We start from the raw sequence: 22361 nt of genomic DNA on the forward strand, positions 1-22361 counted from the left end.
CAGTACTTTCTCAGTGCGGGACAAGCAAGTCCTGATTTGTGCGGTATCGGGCGTGGTTCTGCCACACAGCGAAGAATGGATTGTGGTGGCAGAAATAAAAAAGGCCTTGGCATCGCCAAGGCCTCATTGAATGGTGGAGCGTGTGCTTAGTTCGACGCCACCGGAAATGCATTACTTTGCTGCTGCTTTCTGAACCAATCTTTCACCATATTCGCTTCATATTCACCGTAGCGAGCACGCGCTTGCTTGAGGTAATCCATATCTTTCAATTCTTCTTGACCCGTCTTTACCACAGCGCCTTGACCATCACGCAAAACATAGTCGAAATTGAGGCGCGGCCAGCTTGGTGTGCGATCGCGACTGGCACTGGTTTTCGCATCGATACTATCGGGATCGACGCCGTTCGACTTGCTGATCTGATTGCTATTGTCTGGTTCGACAGCCGCTTTCAATAAACTGACATTCACTTCGAGCTGAAAGCCGCTTGGTAGGCCTTTGGCTAATTTGGCGAAGGTCTGATCGATCTTGGCGATAGAGTCCCCATTAACTTGCTTATCAGCGATATTCCACTGAACCTTGGCTTCACCTGCCCAAGCAGAAGTTGATAAACCGGCGGCAACCAGCGCGGCGCACAGCATTGCAGAGATAGCAGTTTTTTTCATCATAGTCTCCGTTGTGGAAGGAATCGAAAAAGGACTCACTGATTCAGTGGTTGTTGCAGTTTAGTGTTGAAGAAATAAAAAGACAAGATCATTACCTCCCTATTTTTGTGCCATTCAAGAACAATTTTCGAACTAAAGCGATTTGGATGGCGCTGTCACTCTTTCTTTTCGTCTTTGAAGTAGGGATGGACTAGTGCGGAGCGAAAACACGAATCCGATGCCCGTCGAGATCAGTCGCCACAAAGGTGTAGGCAAAGTCCATCGAGCACGGCGTTTGTAAAATGATGATGCCGCGTGTTTGCCACAAGTGATGTAGCCGATCTACTTCCGCTTGATCGTCTACGGTGATGGCCAGCTCACTCGCGCCCGTGGCGGCGGTAACTGTTGGTAAAACCTGCTCGCGTTTCCAAAGACCAAGCATGATGCCGCTGTCGAGCGCGAACATGGCGAAGGTGTCAGATGCCTCCACAGGAGCACGGCCGAGCATCTCCTGATAGAACGCCACGCTGGCGCGAGGATCAAGTACATAGAGCAAAACAAAGTTGGGATGTTTCATGATGATTCCTATTGATTGATTTGAGCTGAGGCAAAATGAACGCTGAGGTCGTGGCGTGCGCCGCCCGGTACAAAATACGAAGTACAAAGTACGGTATTCGACGGTCCGCTTTTTGCCTAGTTAGCGCTATCGGCCTCAGTCCTCGTTGTGTGAGGAATGCTTATGGTAATCAGGGCTACTGTCAGTTTTTGTCAGTAGTCAAGGAATCGGAATATTTTCTTGTTCGCGCCATTGTCGTAGTAAGGCATGGCGACGTTGCGGATAATGGAGAGGGTAGACCTCGAAGGCCTTGATGCGGTCCGTGCGAAAGTGGCGAATTTCTTGACGCAGTTCACACCAAGCGACCAAGACGCGAACGCGCTCGAAAAAACCAAGCGCGAATGGCCAAATCATGCGTTCGCTGGTATGCCCTTTCGCATCGACATACGACAATTTGATTTTGTGCTCTTGGCGAATTGCCGCACGCAATAAAGGCAGCGCCTCATCAAAATCGCTTGGCGGTGCATCGGGGCCAACCAAGAGCGCATTCGTATCAAGACTGAGCCGCAAGTCTGACGGCAATACCGCAGCGATCTTATCTAAGGCTGCTTTTGCAGCTTGGGCGAGATGCGCATCGCCGTGTTCAGCCACCCAGCGCGAGCCCAACACCATTGCCTCAATTTCCTCTTCAGAAAACATTAAGGGCGGCAGCATGAAGCCAGGTTTGAGGACGTAGCCAAGTCCAGCTTCACCGCTGATGTCTGCCCCTTGCTGTTGCAAGCTCGCGATGTCGCGATACACGCTACGTACGCTGATCTGCAATTGGTCCGCCAGAGTTTGCGCGGTCACAGGAAAGCGATAGGAACGTAAGAGTTGCAACAGGTCGAATAGTCTTTGAGTGCGTGACATGGCTAATTTTCGTTGCGAGAGCGATGATTCTAGCAGTATCGATTTCAATCAAGCGAGTGAGATGCAGCAAACGCTAAAATTTCGTCTGCAAGAAAATCAAACACCGTGCGGATTCTCAGATTGCTTTTTAGCTCACGATGGCTGGTGAGCCATACCGGCAGGTCGGGAATTTTCTGACCGACGTCGATGGCGACCAGTCCCTCATTCTGGCGCGCCAACCAGTGCGGCGCCACGCCAATGCCTAAACCTGCCTGCAGCATTTGCCAATTGACCAAATGATTGTCACAGCGAATATCAAAGTCATAGCGATCGATTTTGATGCCAGCTTCGCGGAAGCCTTGGACGAAGCGATCGGATTGATCTAGACCAATCCAACGATGTTCGCGCCAGTTGAGCTTCTTCCCTTCGCTGCGAGTGAATTGCTGCCGTTTGAGGTAGTGATGGTGCGCGTAAAAACCGATGCCCCAATCGCAGAGATGACGCGTGATTAAACCGCTTTGTTGCGGACGCATCATCCGAATCGCAATATCGGCCTCGCGCTCAAGTAAATTGCTGACTTGATTACTCGCGACCACTTCGATTTGAATTTCCGGGTGCTGCTCGGCGAGTTTGGCCAATATCTCCGGCAAGACAAAGGCCGCCACGGTTTCACTCGCGGTGATGCGCACCGAGCCGGCGAGGGCGAGACTTTGTTGGCTGATGGCCATTTCGACACCACGGGCGGCACTGAGCATGAAGCGCGCTGGTTCCAAGAGACGTTGTCCGGCTTCGGTCAATTCGAGACCGCGCGCGACGCGTTCAAACAAAGCCTGACCGCTGTTTTCTTCCAGTTCGCTGATCTGGCGCGAGAGCGTGGCTTGGCTGAGACCTAGCACTTCGGCGGCGCGGGTTAAGGACCCGTGTTCTGCCACAGCGATGAAGCTGCGCACGAGGTTCCAATCGCTATGTTGTGGATGAAATTGCGCTTTGTTCATGGCTCTGGACCTCTTGCTTGGGTTTGCATCCTAAAACGCGTAAGAAGCTTTAGACAAGCTTTTGCGCTATTCAAAAATGCATAGCTTCTATTCAGATCTGTCAATTGTAAATAGTTGTCCCCACGCGCACAATGCCCCTCATTCACAAGGTTACGCAACATCTCACAACATCTCACAACATTTCACAACGCTTACACCGCAGGAGTTCATGATGCAAACCATCGAGCGAGATACTCAATCCTTACCGAAATCCGCCGTGCCGACGGTATTGGTACTCGGAGCGGCCGGCCGCTTCGGTAGCGAGGCCTGCCTCGCCTTCGCCAAGGCAGGTTGGCAGGTCTATGCGCAAGCAAGAAAGGACTTGCCGAGATCTTTAGTGCAAGCGGTGCATTTCATCGAAGCAGATGCCCTCGATGTAGAGGGAATAGTGCGGCAGTTGCCCTCACCTCAGTCTGTGAAAATCATCGTGCATGCACTGAACCCAGACTATGCGCGTTGGGACAGCTTATTGCCGCCGATCACCGAGGCCGTGATTCAACTTGCCCAGCGCTGCGGTGCACGCGTCCTGATTCCGGGGAATGTTTACAATTTTGGTAGCGAGTTACCAGAGATGTTGACCGAGAGTACGCCCTTTGTGAGCAATACCGAGAAAGCGCGTCAACGTATCGCGATGGAACAGCGCTTTGCTGAGGCCAGTGGCCAAGGTATGACGGCGAGCATCATTCGTGCGGGCGATTTCATAGGGGGGCGTGGTACTTGGTTAGACATGGCGATTGCAAAATCGCTTAAGAAATCGGAATTCACGGTGATGGGGCCACAGCATTTGCCACATGCTTGGGCCTATTTACCAGACCTAGCGCGCGCCTTTGTCAAAGTGGCGGAGCATGATCATCAATTAGCCGCCTATGAGGTATTTCATTATCCTGGCATCACGGCTAGCATGAATGAACTGCAAGCGGCTTTTCAGCAGTTGTTGGGCCTGCCTTTGCAAGTTAAAACGATGCCGTGGACCTTGTTACATGTCGTCGCATTATTTTCTCCGCTGATGCGTGCAGTCTTGCCGATGCGCTATCTGTGGCAACGACCACATCGTTTATCCGGTGAAAAGCTCATGCGCTTAATCGGACCCTTACCGCAAGTGAGTTTGCAGCAAGCTTTGCGTGAGTACTTGCCGCAGGAGCCGAGTAAAGTGAATACGATTCAACAGAAAAAGACTCGCGATCAGCGCGCGCGTAGACAAAACTGGTCTGAGTTGTCGTCATAAAATAAAGAAGGCCTCGATGCAATGCTTGCGATCGAGGCCAAATGCGGTGTTTGGTTTGTTCTGAAGACTACGGCAACTCTTATCTTATTTAACTAAGTTGAACTTAGTTCAACTCAGTTCAACTCAACTCGCGTTTCATACTGTCGTGATTCAGTTCTTTTTCCCAATGCGAGACTACCACGGTGGCGACGCCATTGCCAATGAAGTTCGTCAGTGCCCGAGCCTCTGACATAAAACGATCGATACCCAAGATCAGCGCCAAGCCCGCCACAGGGATACTCGGTACCACCGCTAAAGTCGCGGCTAAGGTAATAAAGCCTGCACCGGTGACGCCCGATGCGCCTTTCGAAGTCAGCATCGCGACGCCGAGCATGGTCAACTGTTGTGTCATCGTGAGTTCGATATTCAGGGCTTGCGCAACGAAGAGCGCGGCCATGGTCATGTAAATATTGGTGCCGTCGAGATTGAAAGAATAGCCCGATGGAACCACTAAGCCGACCACAGATTTCGCACAACCGAGTTTTTCCAACTTGTGCATCAAGGGTACTAAAGCAGATTCCGACGAAGATGTGCCCAATACCGTCAATAATTCCTCTTTGATATAGCCGATGAATTTGAAAATGTTAAAACCGACCATCAGAGCAATCGCACCGAGGACGATGATCACGAACAAAATACAAGTCAAGTAGAAACTGCCCATCAATGCGGCTAAAGGCTTTAAGGAAGCAATGCCATATTTACCGATGGTGAAAGCCATCGCCGCACCGGCGCCGATCGGTGCCAATTTCATGATGACGTTCATCATGCCAAAGAAAATATGCGAAGCTTCTTCGATAAACATATGCACTGCTTGGCCCGTTTTGCCCATGCGCATCATGGCATAGCCAAATAACACGGCGACCAACAAGACCTGCAAGAGATCGCCTGAACCTGTGAAGGCGTCCGTAAAAGTCTTAGGGATAATATGAAGCAGGAAATCGGTCGTACTTTGTTCCGAGGCAGCCTTGGCATAATTGGCGACCGCCTTTGCATCGAGTGTGGCAGGATCCACATTAAATCCTGCACCAGGTTTGAGGACATTCACCACAATCAAACCAATTGCCAAAGCCAAGGTCGAAACGACTTCGAAGTAAATTAGCGCTTTGCCGCCAACCCGTCCGACTTTTTTCATATCGCCAGCGCCAGCAATTCCCAGTACCACGGTACAAAAAATAATCGGGCTAATCAACATTTTGACTAAGGCGATAAAGCCATCGCCCAAGGGCTTCAGCTTAACCGCGCTCGCTGGCGAGAAATAGCCAAAAAGGCCGCCGCATACAATTGCAAGTAGGACCCAAAAATACAAATGGCCGCTGAGTTTTTTCATAGTCTGCTCCGGTGGTGTGGATGTTGGCGCTCATCCTTGGATGCGCTCTTCTGGAATGAATCGATCGGGAATGAGAGGCCTGGCTTACATAAGCAGCAATGCCGCTCAGCGCGATGTTGACCTCTTATTGTTGGGTCGCATTATCCGAGGCTGGAGCATGGCGGTCTATTGTGGAAAACCGCAGAAAACCTAGTCCGTTTGTTTTAAAACAAATGTCAAACATCTTTGAAAAAGCGCAGTTGAAGCCATGGAATGTGCACTTCGTCGCAATCCTGTTCACCCTAAGTTGATCGATCTATACACTGTGCAACCATAGTAGATCGGCGTGGAAATCACTCCCGAACTACATCAATTTGCTGATGAAGAGGGGCTGAACTTGGTAACCCATTCTGGTTAATAACAATGGGCACCAATAAAACAGCTGATCTTGAAATCAATTCAAACTAACACTCAATTGAGGAAATATCATGAACAACTCTGGCTCTTCTAATCCTTCTTTGCTCCGCTCCCTCTTGCGTCGTGCACCCTTGGTGTTGGCATGCGCCTCATTATTTGCTCTTGGTGGTTGCGCCATCATCATCGCCCCGGACGGCAGCGATGCACGTTTCGAATCTGCGTGGAGTGTGAATGCCATCAAAGGCAATAATGAGATCGCGACGGAAAAACGGGCAGTGGCGGGCGTAAATCAATTGAGCGTGAGTGGTCCATTACAAGTGGAAGTTAAGGTGGGGTCTGCTGCTTCCATGGAAATCGTAGCCGACAGCAATTTATTGAGCTTGGTGCAGACACGCGCCGACGGTGCAACGCAGAAGATTTGGATTGATGAACGTTTCAATAGTCAAAATCCAATTCGCGTCATTTACACAGTGCCACAATTGACCGAAGTCGCTTCGAACGGCTCGGGCCGTATGACGATCAGCGGTTTGAATGGTAACTACTTTAATTTGAGTAATCATGGTTCACGTGCGATTACCTTGAACGGACAAGTGGCACGACTCGATTTGACATCGACTGGTTCTGGTCGTATCAATGCGACGGGTTTGTTGAGTAGTGATGCCAAAGTCCGTGTGCATGGCTCCGGTTCCACTGAGCTCGGCACCGTCAACGGCAGTCAGCTCGATGTGACTTTGCATGGTTCAGGTTCATTGGCAGCAAGCGGTAATGTGCGTAATCTCAATGTCCAAACCCATGGTTCTGGTTCGGCTGAATTGTCAGCTGTAAAAAGTATCTCGGCTGATTTGAATAGCTATGGCTCTGGCGGCATTTCCGCAGGCGTTGAGCAAAGTGTGAATGCGCAGTCAAATGGTTCTGGTCGCGTCACCGTGTATGGCAACCCAGCCCAACGCAATGTGAACGGCAAGCGCGTTAGTTTTATGTAACTGTTAGTGGTGTTGGGCGGCGATCCAAGCGTAGTGCATAACATCCGTACGCCGCGAAGCGCACTAAAATGAAAGCGACCTCTGTATGCTCCCAAAGAGCTTGCAGGTCGCTTTCTGCATTTTCAGGATTGCTTAAACGGGCGTCGACGATGCGTTCTTGTATCGAGTAGCCGCGCAACACAACATGCGCAGCGAGATAGGCCAGATCACTTGCTCGTGCCGAGATCTGTACGCTGCTGTGGTCGATCTCGCCCTGATCGTGGGCAAAGACAAAGATGGGACCATATTCACGATAAGGGCCATGCTTCTCGAAGGGGCAGTAACTGGCCAAGATCAAAGCCTCACCTGCTTTCGCACGACGGAGACTATCACGGCAGGGTTCCCCACCTCTTGCGACGATGTGTTCAACAGCTTGTCCGAGATCATCGATGCCTTGTTGACGCACTTGTTGCAAAAAGTCTGGGCGGATCGGGGTGATGGGGTGTTTTAAATAAAACATGCTTTTCCTGTAAATGACGTGAAGGTTTTGGATGGGTTTGTCGCGCTAATTCCGAAGTTTGTCTGTTCGCACACCTTATTTCTCGCCACTTTCGGACATCAAATTCCCCATCTTATCGAGTCCATCAGATTTGAGCGGCAAGGCAGAGCGTGCGCTCAGCCGAGTCTGTTACAAGTTTTTACCAAGCTTTTGCTCCTGTTACTAAAAGAGACGTGCCTTATTGCTTGACTGCGAATATGCTTAGCACATTCATTTTTGCAGTGAGGGAAGACCATGTTGCGATTCGCGCAAAGCACTGAGCCAGCACAAGCTCATTTACCGGAAATGCCAAGCGATCCAATGCGCTCAAGTGCGCGCCGTCTGCTAAAGCGTAGTGCGCTCACGATGGCGGTCTTGCTTTTGGCGGCGTGCGCTAGCACTGAGAGTAACAAGGTGAAGGGTGACCAAACACAGGTATCTCAATCCGCAGAAGCGGCTTTTCCAATCGCGAAAACCTCTTACTTCGCGGAAGCAAAAGTCGAGCCGACCATACTGCTCAACCGCTTAACTTGGGGCGCGAATGCGAGCAGCTTGCAACAGATGAACGCGCTTGGCATGGACGCCTATTTGCGGCAGCAGTTGCAAGCGCGTAGTGCTCAATTGCCAGCTGCAGTGCAAGAGCAAATTGCGCAGATGACGATCTCGCAGAAGCCGTTTGAGCAGATGATGTTAGATTTAGAAGCGCAAAGAAAAGCCGCGGCAGCAGTGAAAGGCACCGACGATAGTTTGAACAAAGCCTACCAGCAAGAACTGACGCGCATGGCGCGCGAGGCAGCGACGCGTTCTTTGCTACGTTACACCTACTCTTCGAACCAATTGTTGGAGCAGATGGATTGGTTTTGGATGAATCACTTCAATGTCTCGATCCGCAAAGAAAATTTGCGCGCGATGGTGGGTGATTTTGATGAACGTGCGATTCGTCCCCATGCCCTTGGCAATTTCAAAGATCTTTTACGGGCAAGCTTGGCGCACCCAGCCATGTTACGTTACCTCGACAATGAGCATAATGCGGTCGGCAAGATTAATGAGAACTATGCACGTGAGCTGATGGAGTTACACACCATGGGCGTGGGCAGCGGCTACACCCAAGCCGACGTGCAAGAGCTAGCGCGTGTGCTGACCGGAATTGGCATGCGGTGGCGTTTGGAGAAACGTCGTGGCAATGAAGGAAATCTTCCGCTTGGCCCGTATCAATTGGCGGTGATGGATACGAAACGCCACGACTTCGGCGACAAAGTGATTTTGGGCGTTACGATCAAAGGTAGCGGCCCGGCTGAGGTGGAGCAAGTCTTGGATCTCTTAGTTCGACAACCCGCCACCGCGCGCTTTATCAGCAAAAAAATGGCGCTCTATTTTGTCTCCGACACACCTTCCGAAGCCTTGGTTGAGCAAATGGCGCAGCGTTTTCTGCAGACGCGTGGTGATATTCCCTCGGTATTAAAGACGATGTTTGATAGCCAGGAGTTCATCGCTTCGTTGGGCAAGAAATTCAAAGATCCGATGCACTATGTGATCTCTTCGGTGCGTATGGCGTATGACGACAAATTGATCGTGAACACCGGCCCGATGTTGAACTGGTTGAACACGTTGGGACAAACACCAAACGGACATTTGACACCAGACGGTTATCCCCTAAACGAAGTAGCTTGGTCTAGCCCCGCGCAAATGACCAGTCGTTTTGACGTTGCTAAATTAATCGCGCGTGGCGCACCGAATCTCTTCAAGCCTGAGAGTGATGACGGTAAAAATGAAGCGCTGAACCAGCAAGCGCGTGAATTAGCCAAACCCTCTTTGGCACAGAGTACCTTCGTCAAACAATGGAGCCAGCAATTCAGTGGTAACTCGCGCGAAGCGATGAGCCAAGCCGCTTCAGCCCAAGAGTGGAATGCGTACTTCCTTTCGACGCCAGAGATGATGCGTCGTTGAGAGTGATGGAAATCAAACAATCGAAAAGCTTGTAAAGGAATGCAAATGAATCGTCGTGAGTTATTAAAGGCCTTGGCTATGTGCGGCGCTGGCGCTGGTTTAAGTACGATCTCAGCCCAACTGTTGGCCGCCCCAGCGACGCAGAACCGCTTGTTGTTGGTGTTCTTACGGGGTGGTTATGACGCCAGCCATTTGTTGGTGCCAACCTCGAGTTCTTTCTATTATGAGTCGCGTCCTAATATCGCGATCGCCAAGCCGAGTCAGGATGCGCAGAGCGCTTTAGAGTTGAACGCCGATTGGGGTTTGCATCCAGCATTAAAGGACACCATCTACCCTTTGTTTAAAGCAGGTGAAGCCGCCTTCATTCCGTTTGCTGGCATCGATGATTTGTCGCGTAGTCATTTTGAGACGCAAGACAGTATCGAAATGGGGCAAGATCTCAACGGCTCGCGCAATTTTCAATCTGGTTTTTTGAATCGTTTGATGGGCCAGCTGAATGCGGGATCAGCCATGTCATTTACCGATCAACTTCCTATCATCATGCGTGGCGACGCGAAGGTCGCTAACACGGCTTTGCGTACCATTAACAAGTCGAATATGGATGAGAAGCAAAGCAAGATCATCGCGCAAATGTACAACAATACCGCGCTTGAAAAACAAGTCAGCGATGGCTTCACCGTGCGTGGCGAAGTGGTACGTGATATGCAGATGGAAATGCAAAACAATGACGGTAATCGCAATGCTATCACCACTAAAGGATTTGAGTTAGAAGCGCGACGCATTGCCAAGATGATGCGTGAAAAATATGCCTTGGGTTTCATTGATGTCGGTGGTTGGGATACCCATGTCAATCAAGGTGCCGCAACGGGGGCTCTAGCCAGCAAGTTTGAAGAACTAGGACGAGGTCTTGCAGCGTACAAAGCGGAGATGGGTTTAATGTGGAAAAACACCACCGTAGTCGTCATCAGTGAGTTTGGCCGGACCTTCCGAGAAAACGGAAAGGCCGGTACCGATCATGGTCATGGCAGTGTGTATTGGGTTTTGGGTGGCGGCATTAAGGGTGGCCGTGTGTTGGGTGAACAGCAAAAATTGCAGGCCTCAACCCTATTCCAAAATCGTGACTATCCCGTCTTGAATGAATATCGTGCTGTGCTCGGCGGCATTTTTTCTAGTGTGTATGGATTGAACGCTTCTCAGCTTGAGCAGGTTTTTCCGAGAGTGAAGCCGCGTGATCTCGGTTTAATTTGAGTCGGCTATTTTTGATCACGGCCTATTTTTGCGAGCTTACGTCTTAAGAGCTAACAGTGAAGAACTCACAGTTAAGAGATCGCAGTTAATAGCTCACAGTTAATCGACTCACGTTGGCGTGGCGCTCAGTTGAGCTTGCAGCCACGCCTTTGCCTCGTCGATGGCGCTAAAAATTTGGTTCGGCAATATCCCTTCGAAAATGGCACGATACCGCGCCCGCAACAAGACATAGCCTTCAATCTCGGGGGCGATCACCCATGCAAGCGCTTTCAGATGTGAACAGTCGGGATTCGTAGGGATGGCGTTTCTGCCGGCTTCAAGTACATCAATACAGGATACTAAAGTGTCCTCGATCACGACCAAGCTGGCCCAGTCCCCGGTATCGTTGAGTTGCCTGACGAAGCTTTGGCTATATTCGTGATTGGCTTGGAACTGTGCCATAGTCCAAGAACCCCGCACATACGAGATCAAGATCCGATCATCGATTTGAGTGGTAACGATACGGTCAATATGATCATGGGCTTGCATAGATGCTCCAAGTTGACACATGGGATACGGACAGCCGCGATACCAACTCGCAGCCAAGTTCAGCGTGGTCGAGTCTTGATCGCCGAGAATGGAATATTCTGTACTGCATAATGCTTAGAATCTTTATAGTCGTAGTGCCACCATTCTTCGGGATACACAAAAAAGTCGCCTTTGCGTTCCATCGCTTGTCGCAGCAAATCACGCAGTTTGCGCTGCTGTTCGGTACCACCGGTATAGGTGACAAAAGAACGTTCGCTCATTTCATCGTAGTCGCCAGGCATGGAGACAATCTTGCCGCTTGCCAGTTCGTATAAGCTAATGTCAACCGCGCAGCCACGATTATGTTTCGAACCCACCGCTGGGTCGGCTACAAACATCTTTTTATCAGCAGGGGTGATATCCCAAAAAATTTTGGTGATGGCCCACGGTCTGTAAGCGTCATGAATCACGATGCCATAGCCTTGCGTTTTGAGCCAACGATGTGCCTCGATCAATGCCATTGCCGCTGGTCGTTGTAAGAATGCGCGCGCCTCCGGATACACCGGCTTGCCAACAAAGTTATTCGCTGTGGCATAGCGGATATCGAGTTTGATACTAGGGTCCAGTTTGACCAGCTCCACTAAGTCACTGCGTCGCGTCGGTCCCTGCGATTTTGGCGGACTATCTTGGGCACTTACAGTGAGATGCACACACAAGAACAGCGAGAGACTGAATTTAAAGATCGAAGACATCATGATGAGCGGCACCGGGTGGAGACGAGGAAAGTATGGATTAGCATGCCCTGAGTAGATCGATTTGCCCAGCGCGGTTGAGTGACTTTTACAACAAAGCAAGCATAGAAATGCAATATTTCTTTTCGGAATTGTTGCTCAGTGCTAAGGTTTTGCTCATGGAGTATCTGAAGCAGATCCCATTACGATCGTCCATTGACACCTTCCATTACTGACCCGATAGGAGCAAGCATGAGCAAGAAATTCGTACTCGCCAGCAGTTTGATCTTGATGTCCTTTTCCGCATCCGCCAGCGGCTTATCGTGCGATGAACTGAAATCCACCATCGAGAAAAAATTAGAAGGCAAAGGCGTCAAAGGCTATACCCTCACTGTTCTCGATAAAGCCGCAGAAAGCAAAGCACGTGTGGTGGGTAGTTGCGAGGGGGGGAGTAAGAAGATTGTTTATGAAAGAAAATAAATAAGCTAAGTGGCGCTTATTTGCGCTTATTTCTGTTTTCTTTTGTTTTACTGGAGAAGGACAAACCAATTCGTTTTGGTTTGTCCTTTTTGCTTTTTCTTGAGACCGAACGCCTACTTCTTACGCAAATCATCTATTAAACGACCAGCCGCTTTGGCGGCTTCTTCGTGGCTGACTTCTGACCATGATTCGTTTAAGGCTTCTTGCTGCCATTGTTGAATAGGTGCTTGTTGCAGCATGTGCTGTACATAGGCCCCAGCTTTGGCATTGACTGGTAAGCCATAAGTTTGGATGCGGAAGATCACGGGGGCGAAGAAGGCGTCGATGGCGGTGAAGCGGTCGCCTGCTAAGAAAGGTCCGCCGAACTTGTCGAGACCTTCGCTCCATAATTCACTAATACGCGCCAAATCGCTTTTCACACCTTCAGGGATGGCGTCGATATGAATGCGCAGGCCGACGTGCATCGGGCACACACCGCGTAAATTGCTGAAACCAGAATGCATCTCGGCGGCAGCGCAACGGGCCCAGATTTTTGCTTTGTCTTCACTTGGCCACACGCCGGGATGGCGATCGGCCAAGAATTCGGTGATGCCGAGAGAGTCCCACACGATCGTTTCACCATCGTGCAGGCATGGAACTTTTCCCGCTGGATTGAATTGTCGAAAGCTGGCCCAATTGCTCGGCGCTTCGAAGTTCACGACCTTCTCTTGAAAAGGAATATTCAGCGCGCGCATCAAAGCCCAAGGACGTAAAGACCATGAGGAGTAAGTTTTATTAGCGATGTAGAGTGTGTACATATTGTGATTTTCTTCGAATGAGAGACAGATTGAGAGCGATAAAAGGTGTCAGTAACACTAGCATAATCCAATCAAACGATCGGTGTGGAAAATTGTTTGCGGTAAGCAGTGGGCGAGGTTTGTGTAATGCGTCGGAAATGACGACGGAAAGATTCCTCTGAGCCAAAACCCGTCATCTCACTGATTTGTGCAAGACTATGCTGTGAACTCTCCAGTAAATCTTTCGCGCAAGCGACGCGTTCACGCAGCAACCATTCATAGGGTGAAAAACCGGTCAGCTCGCTAAAATGTCTTTGCAGGCTGCGGGTGCTCATGGCGGCTCGCTCAGCCAAGTCAGCTAGGCGGTAATCGAGCTCGGGGCGTTGGCGTAATTCATCGAGCAATTTACTCAAACGACCTCGCTCATCTTCTGGCACTGGGCGTGGTACAAATTGCGCCTGACCGCCTTCGCGATGTGGAGGGATCACCAAACGCTGCGCGACCAAGTTGGCGACCTTGACGCCATAGTCTTTACGTACTAAATACAGCAGCATATCCAAGCCTGCGGCGGATCCCGCTGAAGTAATGACTTGTCCTTGATCGATATACAAAGCATCGGCTTCCACTTGAACTTGCGGATAGCGTTTGGCTAAGGTCTCGGCATAGCGCCAATGGGTGGTCACGCGCTTACCATCCAAAATTCCAGCCGCCGCTAATACAAAAACACCTGAGCAGATACTGCAGAAACGCGCGCCCCTTTGATAGGCGCTGCGAATTTTTTTGATTAAAGCGTGGGGAACCTCCACCTCAGCACCACGCCAACCCGGGATGATGATGGTGTCGGCATGGTCAAACAATCGCAAAGTGTAAGGCGCCTCGACCGTAATGCCGCCAGCAGCGCGTATTTTGCCGGGCTCTGCAGCACAGACGTCAAATTGATACCAATCGACGCCGAGCTCAGGTCGATCAAGCGCGAATACTTCAACGGTGCAGCCAAATTCAAAGGTGCACAGTTGATCATAAGCGAGTGCGACCACGCGGTGTTTTGCGGCTTGAACAGGCGCCTGAGTTTGCTTGAGCTGATTTCGCATGTTGCTGTGTCTCTGTCAAACCGATGTGACTTGTGTATGGTTGGTTTGTAGATTGTCTGTAGATCTTGTGGCGTAATCTGCATGTTAGCACTGATTTAGCCAAAACGTATGCACCTGCCAAGTTGGTATCGAATAGCGTGGCGTTGACCACCTTGTGCTCCGAAAAAACGAGATGCAAATTTTGAACTACAATCGTGCTAAGGTAGTGGCTCAACGTGAGCAAAGCGCTTGGCACTACTGATTCATGTAACTATTCCGCTGCAACTCCGCTAAAACCTAGTTAAAACACAACGTAAAACTAGTTACCGAAAAAAGGAAGTTTCCATGCACGTATTACCACTCTATGCCGCTGTCTTAGGATTGATTTATGTTGGACTCAGTTTCCGCACGATCGGCTTACGTCGCAAGCTGCGACTTTCACTCGGTGATGGTGGCGACAAGGCCTTAAATCGCGCCATTCGTGTGCATAGCAATTTTGCTGAATACGTGCCACTCGCCTTGATTTTGTTGTTCCTGTTGGAATCGCAGGCTTATTCACGCGTCTTAGTCCATATCTTTGCGAGCATGTTGGTAGTGGGACGAGTTCTGCATGCTTATGGCGTCAGTCAGTTGAAGGAGAAGTTGATTTTTAGAACGACGGGCATGTTGTTAACTTTGTTCTCCCTCATTTTTACTTGCCTCGTCTTGTTGTACACTGTGTATGAGGGCACCGCGGTGTAATGATTCACTTGTGGGCGCTCTTGTAAGAAGGAGCGCCACGACAACATCACTACTACAAGAATCAATGGCGCCATCACACAAAATCAAAAAATGGGAGACTCAAGATGAATCTACGAACAATACTTGTCGGAACTTTGTTAGGAAGCCTTAGCATGGTCGCATCAGCGCAAAACGATTGGAAAGCAAGTGCGACTGAGGTGAAAGCCAACCATCCCTTAGTACAACAATTCCAGGGCTGTGTCAGTGCAGTAGGTCTGAACGTCGAGCTGCCTCTGCTAGAGAAAGCACCTAAGCTCGATCCTAAAGCCACCTACTTGCGTCTCAATGACGTGGGACGTATCCGCGATGGTTACATACACACGCTGTATGTCAGCCAAGATCAGAAGACCATGTACATCATTCAAGCGGGCGGCTTGGCGGGGACTCAAAAAATGTTTGGTCCCCTCGATGCAGCGATGAAATGTCCAAAAAATCCTGACGCGAAGTAGCTCGCGACAAAATTATCTTCGCTTGATGGCGGTTGTCACCGACAAGAGCATTTTCCTCAAAGCTGGTACTGCGGTGACTGAATGCGCCGCAGTATAATGCGCACTTTTTGAATCTCTCGCACCATCATGGAACTCGCCTTGCAATTTCGTAGAGCCACCCTCGCCGACGCCGCCGCCTTAGCCGACATCGCTCGAGAAACCTTCGTCGATACTTATGGACCGTATACCGATCCCGAAGACGTGCGTCTGCATTGCGAAAAATCCTTCAGTGTCGAACAACAAAGCAAAGAAATTGCCGACCCCAATTATCACGTGCTGCTGTGCTACCAAGACGATCAACTGATCGCCTTCACGCAGGTCGTCAAACGTGATCCGCCAGAATGCATCAAACAGGACAATACGATTTGTCTGTATCGCTATTACGTCAAAAAAGCATGGCACGGCAAAGGGATCGCTACGCCGCTATTAGAACAAATCGAACAACTCGCCCGCGATGCCGGCGCCAACTATCTCTGGCTCAGCATGTGGGCCCCGAACCAACGCGCCAAAGCTTATTATCTCAAAGTGGGTTTCGAGGAAGTCGGCTTGATGGAGTATCACTTCGGCACCAAGGTTGAGCAGGACTTGGTGTTGATGAAGGCGCTGTGAAAAATTTGATCAAGAAAGAATATCGATGTTGAAGAATTTGCAGACGAAAGACCGTGCGCTATTTCTATTATTTGCGATCTTTTCAGCTGTTTGGCTGATCCTTGCTGTGGGCGCGGTTCTATTTCGTCAGGCCGATCATGCAGTGATTCAATCCTTGGCGGTGCCGCTTGTGATATTCGGCACCATCAGTCAACCGCAAGCGTTCAATGATCCCAGAGGCTTCTTTCTGCAAGCTTGGCCGGTAGTGACTAAGGCCTGTTATACGTTGGCACTAATAGCCTTAGCTTTCCCACTGTGGGCCTTTTTGCTCAAGTAGACATCACGAAGCCGAATGGACACTCAAAGAAAAATCGACCCGCTAAGGCGAACAACACTGAAAGTGCTAGGGATTACATCGCTTGCACCCTTGCAAGTACATGCGATAGATGAGGGTTTTATTCTGCATGCTAGGTCCTTGTACGATCCATTGACCATATTTTTGGCGGACCTGCTCAAACGGGCTTACGCAAAGCTTGACGTGGCGGCCAACGTAAAGCCGTTAGAGGTTGGGCGAGCAATGCAGAAGCGGACATTCCCGGGGATGCCAAAAACGGCCAAGAAGTACGCCTTCGCAGGGATTACGTGGTCGTATAGTAAAACACCGAATATTCCTGATTTGGTAAGGCTTGAAGCGGCCATTTTTGTTGACGAAGTTGCTATCCTCGTTCGTAAGAAGAGCTTGGGAGAACGCCAAACCCAAGCTCTCGGCAATCTAAAAATATGTGCCGACAAACAGCTCTCGGATTCGGAACTTTTTATTGATTCAACTCGAACAGTCAAGATCCATAGTTTTAGATCGATCCGCTCATCTTTTGTGCAATTGAAGAACGGCGAATGTGATGCCGTAATTGCCAGTAAGGTTTCAATCGAATGTGAGTTGAAACGATTTGCCGCAAGAGCTCAATTAGATCCTAAGGACTTCGTTGAATTACCAAATGTCAGTTGGAAACTGCCTGTCTATCATTTTCTTTTCTCAGAGTCTGCTGAGTTTTTGCCAAGTCTACAAACTGTCATTGCAGATGAATCTTGGTCCGTTATGCAAAGGCAGGCTATAGAGCAATTCAAGACATCATTACCTGCAATTGCTGGCAGTGCGGATAGCCTTGCGACGACCCCAGAAGATTTTTATCCGCTTCTGACGATGCGACCACTTCCTTATTCCATGGCGATCACACATCAGGGGGCAATTGATGCAGGGTGGTTATCGAATGAATATACAACTTTAATAGTTCTGCTAGAAGGTGGATGGTCTTGGAACAAACCTGGTTTCCAAACGACTTACCAAGAACTTTTGAAAGAACTCAGTGATTTGCAAAACCAAAGTTGGGATCAATATACTTACCCAGCACTACATGAGGTTTATTCAAAGCCCTTGTCTCAACGTAAAACGATGTTTTCGGGAAATGTGGAATATGCCTATGTGTGGGAGCTGGCTCGACACATCAATCTTCAAGACTTTTATGAGGTGCTGAGCTTTTACGAGTCGACCCTAGGTCAAAAGTTTCTCAAATTTCTCGATTTCTTGGTTCGAAGTTTGCAGCAACTTCGTATTGCTAAAAGCAAACAGGAGTTAGGGTTTCCAAGTTCCCCTGAGGTTAGCCAAAAGACTGATTGGAACGGTTCTCAGCACGAATTTGAACGGCTCTCCTTCGAAATTGTCGCTGGTCATAAAGATTACGCTTATTACCTCAATTATGCGCATCTAGTACCCGGTCTTTTGGAGAAATTTACTTCTCTAATGACCGATAGTGAGAAAGCAAGTGCATTGACGTTTTTGCAGTCGAAGGCGGCAAGGGGCGAGATCGAAGCCTACGGTAAGTCTTTTTGGGCACCAATCGGACAAGCGCTTGTTGATGCAGAGCGTAAGAGTGGATTGAGTGAAAAAATAAAGGGGCTGAAATCCAAGTGGGCCTATCGAAAGTAGATTGTGCGGCCATTCGGTAGCAATGGTGTATACAGCGCATGTTGCTCAATGCTCGATTCCACAGCATTACAGAAAATTTGTAGGTTGGTGCTGAGCAAAGCGAAGCCCAACGCTCTGCCATCCCCGGCGCACATCAAAAGTTGGGCTTCATTGCATTCAGCGCCAACCTACGTCATCGCCTTGAGGCTCACGACTCTTCGTTCACTTTCAAGGTCATCTCAAGTTACATTCATCGAAAAATATTTCGCCTCAAATTGCATGCCCTTCCTCAAATAGAAGCGATGCGCTGCTATAGTTGCTCAAATCTGCTGATTGGCGTATCCATGCTATCCCTTTTCAATCAAATTCTTACAAACCCAATTCCGACAAGCTCGGATGTTCATCAGGCCGACGACCTTGTGGCCAACGGAATAAGCGTCGTTGTTCATTGATGGCGAGGTCGTTGATGCTGGCGTAACGTTTCTGCATCAGGCCATTATCGGCGAATTCCCAGTTTTCGTTGCCGTAGGAACGGAACCAATTGCCATCTTGATCGCACCATTCGTAGGCAAAGCGTACTGCGATGCGGTGGCTGTCATAGGCCCACACTTCTTTGATCAAGCGATATTCCATTTCCTTTTCCCATTTGCGGGTCAAGAATTCGCGGATTTGCTCGCGTCCTCGAATAAATTCATTGCGGTTACGCCACTGGCTATCGTGCGTGTAAGCCAGGGCCACGCGTTGCGGATCGCGCGAATTCCATGCATCTTCAGCAAAACGCACTTTTTGTATGGCAGTCTCTAAATTAAAGGGCGGTAAAGGTGGGCGGGCAGCTTCTGTGACTGTTGCGTCGACGGAGTTCATAGAGTTTCCTTTCTAGGGCATACGTATTTTAGAGATCGAGGCTGAGCGAGTCGCCAAGGGCGCGCGAAACGCACGGGCAAAACAGCTTCTCGGTTTGTTTCTGATGAGCGTCTAATACAGCATCGCGGTGATCGACTTCGCCTGCCAATACCGGAATCGCACAGGTGCCGCATTGTCCTGTGCCGCAACTGGAAGCGACTGGAATCTCGGCAGCTTCTAAGGCCTGTAGCACAGTTTGATCCGCGCTGACTTCGATACTGCGTTGCGAGCGGCGTAAATGCAAAGTGATCGGTTTTTCATTGCTGATGGTGGTTGGTGTGAAGCGTTCGATATGCACACGCGACGGATCGATCTTCATTTGTCGCGAGAGTTGTAGCAACTCATCCAACATCGCTTGCGGACCGCAGGCATAGATGTCTGACGCATCGTCTAATGTTTCCAAAATTTCGGACATCGACAAACGCTGACCTTGATCACTGGCATAGCGCCGCAACGAAGTGCCAAATTCTCGCGACAAACGCCCGCCATAGGTCATTTCATTCTGCGAGCGTGCCGCGTAATGCATGGTGAATGGAACTTGCTGGGCCGCTAGTTGTTGGGCAATTGGTTTGATCGCCGTGATGCCGATTCCACCCGCAATTAAGACTGCAGGGCGACTCGGCTTTTGGGTAACAAAATAATTGCGTGGCGGTGCGGCAAGCAAGCGGCGTCCCAAGCTGTAATGCTCGTGCACGAAGGCCGAACCGCCTTCTCCCTCCGTTTGCAAGCGTACAGCGATTTCATAAATGTCGCGCCGTGCTGGATTGGAGGCGATCGAATAGTGGCGTAAGGCGGCTTTCCCATTCTTCAGCAACACAGGCAAGGCAAGATGCGCACCACCATCGACGGGCGGCAGATCTTGACCATCAACGGCACGCAATTCAATCGCCCGCACTAAAGGTGTGAGTTGACGTACGCCGCTGACGATCAAGTCTAAAGCGGGTATCGCATGATCGCTCGGGCCACTGATGAATAGTTGATCAAGCGCCGCTTGCTCGCCATGTGTTTGCTTGACCTCAGTCGTTTTCACTAATTGAGTTTTGAGATCAGCGATCTCTGCTTGCATCGGCCCGACGAGAGTATCGATGTCGTTTTCGGTGTAACGAGCTGTAATGTGTTGTGGGCAGTTCCAATCCCAGGCCTCAACGCGAATCAGAAATGCACGTTCAATGCGCGCACGGTAGGCGGGCATTTCGAGACCGGCAATCACATCAGGCGCTTCACGTTCATGCACGATCTGCACACGTCCCCAAATCTTGAGACGGCGCTTTTCTTTGTAGTCCATCAAAATCAAAGCGATGCGATCATTCGCTAATAAATTGCCGACGCTGATGTATTGACGATTCCCGCTAAAATCGGCAAAGCCTATTGTGTGCGCATCCAAGACTTTGAGAAAACCTGCGGGGCCGCCACGGTGCTGCACATAAGGCCAACCATCTTCATTCACGGTCGCTTGATAAAAGCTGTCACGCGCCTCGATAAATTCCGCTTCGCGTTCAGTGATTTCCGCACGCGCATCCTCCGCCAATTCAAAGCCTTGATTCGCCTCGCGGCTACGATACAGACTCTGCGCCGCTTTGACGCTAGGAGTGAAGCTGATTGATGCGAAGGCGCGTGGCATGATGAACCTCGTGAGGATAAAGAAACTTCTAAGAATGAATGTGGGTTTGTTTTAATAGTCAGCAGGTAAGTGTCCGGTCAGCTTCGAATAAGAGCGCAGCTTGGCGCGATTCTGATGCGCTAGCGCTCCCTCGCCTAGGCGAGCAGCACGGCGCGCGTCAACTAAGAAATTCGCGTTACGAAAAATCTGCGCGAAGCGCGCGTTTTTCATATCGCGTTGGTAGAGGCGCGAACGTAGCGATAACTGTGCTAGTTGCACCACGCCGTGCTGGCGACTGAATCGGGCAAAATCGTGGTAACGAAAAGCCTCTTCAACATAACGATCGCTATGACGGATAAAGGCGTCCATCACTTCATACACTAACTCTGCTAGGCGATCGCGATTCAACACCAGCGTGATTTTGATGGCATCGAACTCGGCAAAATCGCCCTCCAAGGAGCGAGCTAATGGCATAGGGCCGAGTGCGAGTTTGATCAAGTAGTCATCCGCGTTGAGACGTGTGAACGTCTGCAATTGCATAGCACGTTGGGCGAAGCGTAGTTGGCTCAGCGTCGCGGCAATCGAAGCTTCGACGGTTTGCTTTTCAACCCTTGTTTCATCGGTGATTTCGGCAGTGCTTAAAAACGACTCCTGCGATCGCAAAATGTCGATATCGAGATGATTACTCAGCGCGGCGCTATGCGCGGTTTTTCCACTGCGTGTAGAGACGCGAATCTGCAAGAGTTCACGCACTTCGTGCTCGCGCGCTTTCTTCCACGCCAACATCGCAGTCGCTACGATTTCGGAATCAGGCGTATCGCTATCGATACGCCATTTGCGTCCATAGACCAACTTCTGCGGACGAATCAGATTGCCATCCTCATAGTTTTCACGCCCGATCAAACCAATCTGCAAATAGATGCCGTGCTGATCTTCATGGCAGAACAACAGGCTGTGTTGATCCAAGCTGATATGAGCAGCAATCGCGCTCACCGAAGCAAGTGTGTGGTGATAGGTTTGGTAATGTTGCGGCACGACCTCGCGCCCATCTGGCAATTGCACACGAGGTGCGAGTGCCATGGTTCTGCGCGTCGCCGGTGCAGTAGAACTGCGAGTAATGCTACGAAGTGCGAGAGACATGATGGGCCTTGTTCGTGAGAGTGGTTTATCGGATTGTGGTTAGTTCAGCGGCATCGATCTAGACTTGATCGCGTTTGGGTTTGAATTTTTGCCAGAGAGCGTCCAGGCTCAAAACTTGTGTTGGCAGACAGCTCAATAGCGCCAATAGCAGCCCCCATTCCAGATGATCATTTAATGCAACGGGCATCTCGTTGATGACGTGGTAGTAAGACACAACGGCCGCGATGTTAAACGCGAACAGGATACTCGCTGCTGATTTGCGCCATAGACCCAGCACAAGTAGCGTCGTACCCATGAGTTCGATACCTGTGGCGAGACTTGCGGCGATCGCAGTGCTGGTTGAATCCGCGATACCATCTGAGAGAAAAGGCACACGATATTCTTCAGCGAACATCGACAGTGTCATGTCCCAGTCACGGGTTTTGCTGTAGCCCGCCAAGCCAAAGACCTTCGCCACATATAAACGCGCGGCCAGTTCTGCTAACGGTAATAAACCGTGGCTAATCCGCGAGAGTTGTTTGCTGATTTGCATGT

General features: G+C 50.1%; 24 protein-coding genes. 10 read left to right on the forward strand and 14 right to left on the reverse strand.

All coding sequences use genetic code 11. The features are described from left to right. Positions 1-146: 146 nt before the first annotated feature. The 4 genes from RF679_RS00860 to RF679_RS00875 form a co-directional block, all read right to left on the reverse strand. Entirely contained in the window at positions 147-665 is a 519-nt protein-coding gene (locus RF679_RS00860) for a DUF3016 domain-containing protein (protein ID WP_309482337.1), read from the reverse strand. A gap of 187 nt (positions 666-852) precedes the next feature. After that, positions 853-1218 carry a VOC family protein gene (locus RF679_RS00865; protein ID WP_309482338.1) on the reverse strand — a complete coding sequence of 122 codons (366 nt, stop codon included), beginning with the start codon at positions 1216-1218 and terminating at the stop codon, positions 853-855. Between the two features lie 198 nt (positions 1219-1416). After that, on the reverse strand, positions 1417-2106 hold the full coding sequence (locus tag RF679_RS00870; protein ID WP_309482339.1) for a helix-turn-helix transcriptional regulator: 690 nt from the start codon (positions 2104-2106) through the stop codon (positions 1417-1419). Between the two features lie 44 nt (positions 2107-2150). After that, positions 2151-3080 (reverse strand): LysR family transcriptional regulator, encoded by a 930-nt coding sequence (locus RF679_RS00875; protein ID WP_309482340.1) that lies wholly within the window; start codon positions 3078-3080, stop codon positions 2151-2153. A 208-nt stretch (positions 3081-3288) separates the two neighbouring features. Here RF679_RS00875 and RF679_RS00880 point away from each other — a divergent pair, with 208 nt between their 5' ends. Further along, a complete protein-coding gene (locus tag RF679_RS00880; RefSeq protein WP_309482341.1) occupies positions 3289-4344 on the forward strand; it encodes an NAD-dependent epimerase/dehydratase family protein in 1056 nt (351 codons plus the stop codon). A 118-nt stretch (positions 4345-4462) separates the two neighbouring features. Here RF679_RS00880 and RF679_RS00885 read toward each other — a convergent pair whose 3' ends face one another. Continuing rightward, a complete protein-coding gene (locus RF679_RS00885) occupies positions 4463-5710 on the reverse strand; it encodes a dicarboxylate/amino acid:cation symporter (protein WP_309482342.1) in 1248 nt (415 codons plus the stop codon). A gap of 467 nt (positions 5711-6177) precedes the next feature. On the opposite strand from RF679_RS00885, the gene RF679_RS00890 reads away from it, so the two are divergent. Then, the gene (locus RF679_RS00890) at positions 6178-7089 is read left to right on the forward strand and encodes a head GIN domain-containing protein (protein ID WP_309482343.1); all 912 of its coding nucleotides are present in this window, start codon (positions 6178-6180) and stop codon (positions 7087-7089) included. Here the strand turns inward: RF679_RS00890 and RF679_RS00895 are convergent. Beyond that, entirely contained in the window at positions 7082-7588 is a 507-nt protein-coding gene (locus RF679_RS00895) for a DUF1203 domain-containing protein (protein ID WP_309482344.1), read from the reverse strand. The two genes, RF679_RS00890 and RF679_RS00895, sit on opposite strands and share 8 nt — an antisense overlap. A 273-nt stretch (positions 7589-7861) precedes the next feature. Between RF679_RS00895 and RF679_RS00900 the strand changes: the two genes are divergently transcribed. Together RF679_RS00900 and RF679_RS00905 are read left to right on the forward strand one after the other, a co-directional pair. Continuing rightward, positions 7862-9553 (forward strand): DUF1800 domain-containing protein, encoded by a 1692-nt coding sequence (locus RF679_RS00900; RefSeq protein WP_309482345.1) that lies wholly within the window; start codon positions 7862-7864, stop codon positions 9551-9553. A gap of 45 nt (positions 9554-9598) precedes the next feature. Continuing rightward, positions 9599-10801, forward strand: a complete 1203-nt coding sequence (locus RF679_RS00905; protein ID WP_309482346.1) for a DUF1501 domain-containing protein — start codon at positions 9599-9601, stop codon at positions 10799-10801. A 108-nt stretch (positions 10802-10909) separates the two neighbouring features. On the opposite strand, the gene RF679_RS00910 is transcribed toward RF679_RS00905, so the two are convergent. Both RF679_RS00910 and RF679_RS00915 read right to left on the reverse strand, forming a co-directional pair. Beyond that, positions 10910-11329 (reverse strand): hypothetical protein, encoded by a 420-nt coding sequence (locus RF679_RS00910; protein ID WP_309482347.1) that lies wholly within the window; start codon positions 11327-11329, stop codon positions 10910-10912. 59 nt (positions 11330-11388) lie between these two features. After that, the gene (locus RF679_RS00915; RefSeq protein ID WP_309482348.1) at positions 11389-12063 is read right to left on the reverse strand and encodes a M15 family metallopeptidase; all 675 of its coding nucleotides are present in this window, start codon (positions 12061-12063) and stop codon (positions 11389-11391) included. Between the two features lie 228 nt (positions 12064-12291). Here RF679_RS00915 and RF679_RS00920 point away from each other — a divergent pair, with 228 nt between their 5' ends. Next, the gene (locus RF679_RS00920; protein WP_309482349.1) at positions 12292-12519 is read left to right on the forward strand and encodes a DUF1161 domain-containing protein; all 228 of its coding nucleotides are present in this window, start codon (positions 12292-12294) and stop codon (positions 12517-12519) included. Positions 12520-12632: 113 nt separating this feature from the next. Here RF679_RS00920 and RF679_RS00925 read toward each other — a convergent pair whose 3' ends face one another. Continuing rightward, entirely contained in the window at positions 12633-13316 is a 684-nt protein-coding gene (locus RF679_RS00925; protein WP_309482350.1) for a glutathione S-transferase family protein, read from the reverse strand. A gap of 71 nt (positions 13317-13387) precedes the next feature. Then, the gene (gene ftrA / locus RF679_RS00930) at positions 13388-14386 is read right to left on the reverse strand and encodes a transcriptional regulator FtrA (RefSeq protein WP_309482351.1); all 999 of its coding nucleotides are present in this window, start codon (positions 14384-14386) and stop codon (positions 13388-13390) included. 324 nt (positions 14387-14710) lie between these two features. Between ftrA and RF679_RS00935 the strand changes: the two genes are divergently transcribed. The 5 genes from RF679_RS00935 to RF679_RS00955 all read left to right on the forward strand — a co-directional run bounded on the left by RF679_RS00935 (position 14711) and on the right by RF679_RS00955 (position 18205). Then, positions 14711-15106, forward strand: a complete 396-nt coding sequence (locus RF679_RS00935; RefSeq protein WP_309482352.1) for an MAPEG family protein — start codon at positions 14711-14713, stop codon at positions 15104-15106. Positions 15107-15210: 104 nt separating this feature from the next. Continuing rightward, positions 15211-15594, forward strand: a complete 384-nt coding sequence (locus RF679_RS00940) for a hypothetical protein (protein WP_309482353.1) — start codon at positions 15211-15213, stop codon at positions 15592-15594. A 138-nt stretch (positions 15595-15732) separates the two neighbouring features. Further along, positions 15733-16242: a GNAT family N-acetyltransferase gene (locus RF679_RS00945; protein ID WP_309482354.1), complete on the forward strand. Its 510-nt coding sequence runs from the start codon at positions 15733-15735 to the stop codon at positions 16240-16242. 25 nt (positions 16243-16267) lie between these two features. Continuing rightward, positions 16268-16558 (forward strand): hypothetical protein, encoded by a 291-nt coding sequence (locus RF679_RS00950; RefSeq protein ID WP_309482355.1) that lies wholly within the window; start codon positions 16268-16270, stop codon positions 16556-16558. A 15-nt stretch (positions 16559-16573) separates the two neighbouring features. Next, positions 16574-18205: a hypothetical protein gene (locus RF679_RS00955; protein WP_309482356.1), complete on the forward strand. Its 1632-nt coding sequence runs from the start codon at positions 16574-16576 to the stop codon at positions 18203-18205. Between the two features lie 348 nt (positions 18206-18553). Here the strand turns inward: RF679_RS00955 and RF679_RS00960 are convergent, their stop codons facing one another. From RF679_RS00960 to RF679_RS00975, 4 genes are read right to left on the reverse strand one after another with little or no spacing between them, the layout of a single operon-like run. Beyond that, positions 18554-19048: a nuclear transport factor 2 family protein gene (locus RF679_RS00960; RefSeq protein ID WP_309482357.1), complete on the reverse strand. Its 495-nt coding sequence runs from the start codon at positions 19046-19048 to the stop codon at positions 18554-18556. 28 nt (positions 19049-19076) lie between these two features. Then, entirely contained in the window at positions 19077-20708 is a 1632-nt protein-coding gene (locus RF679_RS00965) for a 2Fe-2S iron-sulfur cluster-binding protein (RefSeq protein ID WP_309482358.1), read from the reverse strand. Between the two features lie 51 nt (positions 20709-20759). Beyond that, the gene (locus RF679_RS00970) at positions 20760-21827 is read right to left on the reverse strand and encodes a hypothetical protein (protein WP_309482359.1); all 1068 of its coding nucleotides are present in this window, start codon (positions 21825-21827) and stop codon (positions 20760-20762) included. A 58-nt stretch (positions 21828-21885) separates the two neighbouring features. Beyond that, a complete protein-coding gene (locus RF679_RS00975) occupies positions 21886-22359 on the reverse strand; it encodes a DoxX family protein (protein WP_309482360.1) in 474 nt (157 codons plus the stop codon). Positions 22360-22361: the final 2 nt, after the last annotated feature.

This window comes from Undibacterium cyanobacteriorum (assembly GCF_031326225.1).
In the GTDB taxonomy this organism is placed as follows: domain Bacteria; phylum Pseudomonadota; class Gammaproteobacteria; order Burkholderiales; family Burkholderiaceae_D; genus Undibacterium; species Undibacterium cyanobacteriorum.

Coding starts and splice junctions, on each gene's coding strand:
- RF679_RS00860 (WP_309482337.1), bottom strand. CDS start 665: ATGATGAAAAAAACTGCTATCTCTGCAATGCTGTGCGCCGCGCTGGTT.
- RF679_RS00865 (WP_309482338.1), bottom strand. CDS start 1,218: ATGAAACATCCCAACTTTGTTTTGCTCTATGTACTTGATCCTCGCGCC.
- RF679_RS00870 (WP_309482339.1), bottom strand. CDS start 2,106: ATGTCACGCACTCAAAGACTATTCGACCTGTTGCAACTCTTACGTTCC.
- RF679_RS00875 (WP_309482340.1), bottom strand. CDS start 3,080: ATGAACAAAGCGCAATTTCATCCACAACATAGCGATTGGAACCTCGTG.
- RF679_RS00880 (WP_309482341.1), top strand. CDS start 3,289: ATGATGCAAACCATCGAGCGAGATACTCAATCCTTACCGAAATCCGCC.
- RF679_RS00885 (WP_309482342.1), bottom strand. CDS start 5,710: ATGAAAAAACTCAGCGGCCATTTGTATTTTTGGGTCCTACTTGCAATT.
- RF679_RS00890 (WP_309482343.1), top strand. CDS start 6,178: ATGAACAACTCTGGCTCTTCTAATCCTTCTTTGCTCCGCTCCCTCTTG.
- RF679_RS00895 (WP_309482344.1), bottom strand. CDS start 7,588: ATGTTTTATTTAAAACACCCCATCACCCCGATCCGCCCAGACTTTTTG.
- RF679_RS00900 (WP_309482345.1), top strand. CDS start 7,862: ATGTTGCGATTCGCGCAAAGCACTGAGCCAGCACAAGCTCATTTACCG.
- RF679_RS00905 (WP_309482346.1), top strand. CDS start 9,599: ATGAATCGTCGTGAGTTATTAAAGGCCTTGGCTATGTGCGGCGCTGGC.
- RF679_RS00910 (WP_309482347.1), bottom strand. CDS start 11,329: ATGCAAGCCCATGATCATATTGACCGTATCGTTACCACTCAAATCGAT.
- RF679_RS00915 (WP_309482348.1), bottom strand. CDS start 12,063: ATGATGTCTTCGATCTTTAAATTCAGTCTCTCGCTGTTCTTGTGTGTG.
- RF679_RS00920 (WP_309482349.1), top strand. CDS start 12,292: ATGAGCAAGAAATTCGTACTCGCCAGCAGTTTGATCTTGATGTCCTTT.
- RF679_RS00925 (WP_309482350.1), bottom strand. CDS start 13,316: ATGTACACACTCTACATCGCTAATAAAACTTACTCCTCATGGTCTTTA.
- ftrA (WP_309482351.1), bottom strand. CDS start 14,386: ATGCGAAATCAGCTCAAGCAAACTCAGGCGCCTGTTCAAGCCGCAAAA.
- RF679_RS00935 (WP_309482352.1), top strand. CDS start 14,711: ATGCACGTATTACCACTCTATGCCGCTGTCTTAGGATTGATTTATGTT.
- RF679_RS00940 (WP_309482353.1), top strand. CDS start 15,211: ATGAATCTACGAACAATACTTGTCGGAACTTTGTTAGGAAGCCTTAGC.
- RF679_RS00950 (WP_309482355.1), top strand. CDS start 16,268: ATGTTGAAGAATTTGCAGACGAAAGACCGTGCGCTATTTCTATTATTT.
- RF679_RS00955 (WP_309482356.1), top strand. CDS start 16,574: ATGGACACTCAAAGAAAAATCGACCCGCTAAGGCGAACAACACTGAAA.
- RF679_RS00960 (WP_309482357.1), bottom strand. CDS start 19,048: ATGAACTCCGTCGACGCAACAGTCACAGAAGCTGCCCGCCCACCTTTA.
- RF679_RS00965 (WP_309482358.1), bottom strand. CDS start 20,708: ATGCCACGCGCCTTCGCATCAATCAGCTTCACTCCTAGCGTCAAAGCG.
- RF679_RS00970 (WP_309482359.1), bottom strand. CDS start 21,827: ATGTCTCTCGCACTTCGTAGCATTACTCGCAGTTCTACTGCACCGGCG.
- RF679_RS00975 (WP_309482360.1), bottom strand. CDS start 22,359: ATGCAAATCAGCAAACAACTCTCGCGGATTAGCCACGGTTTATTACCG.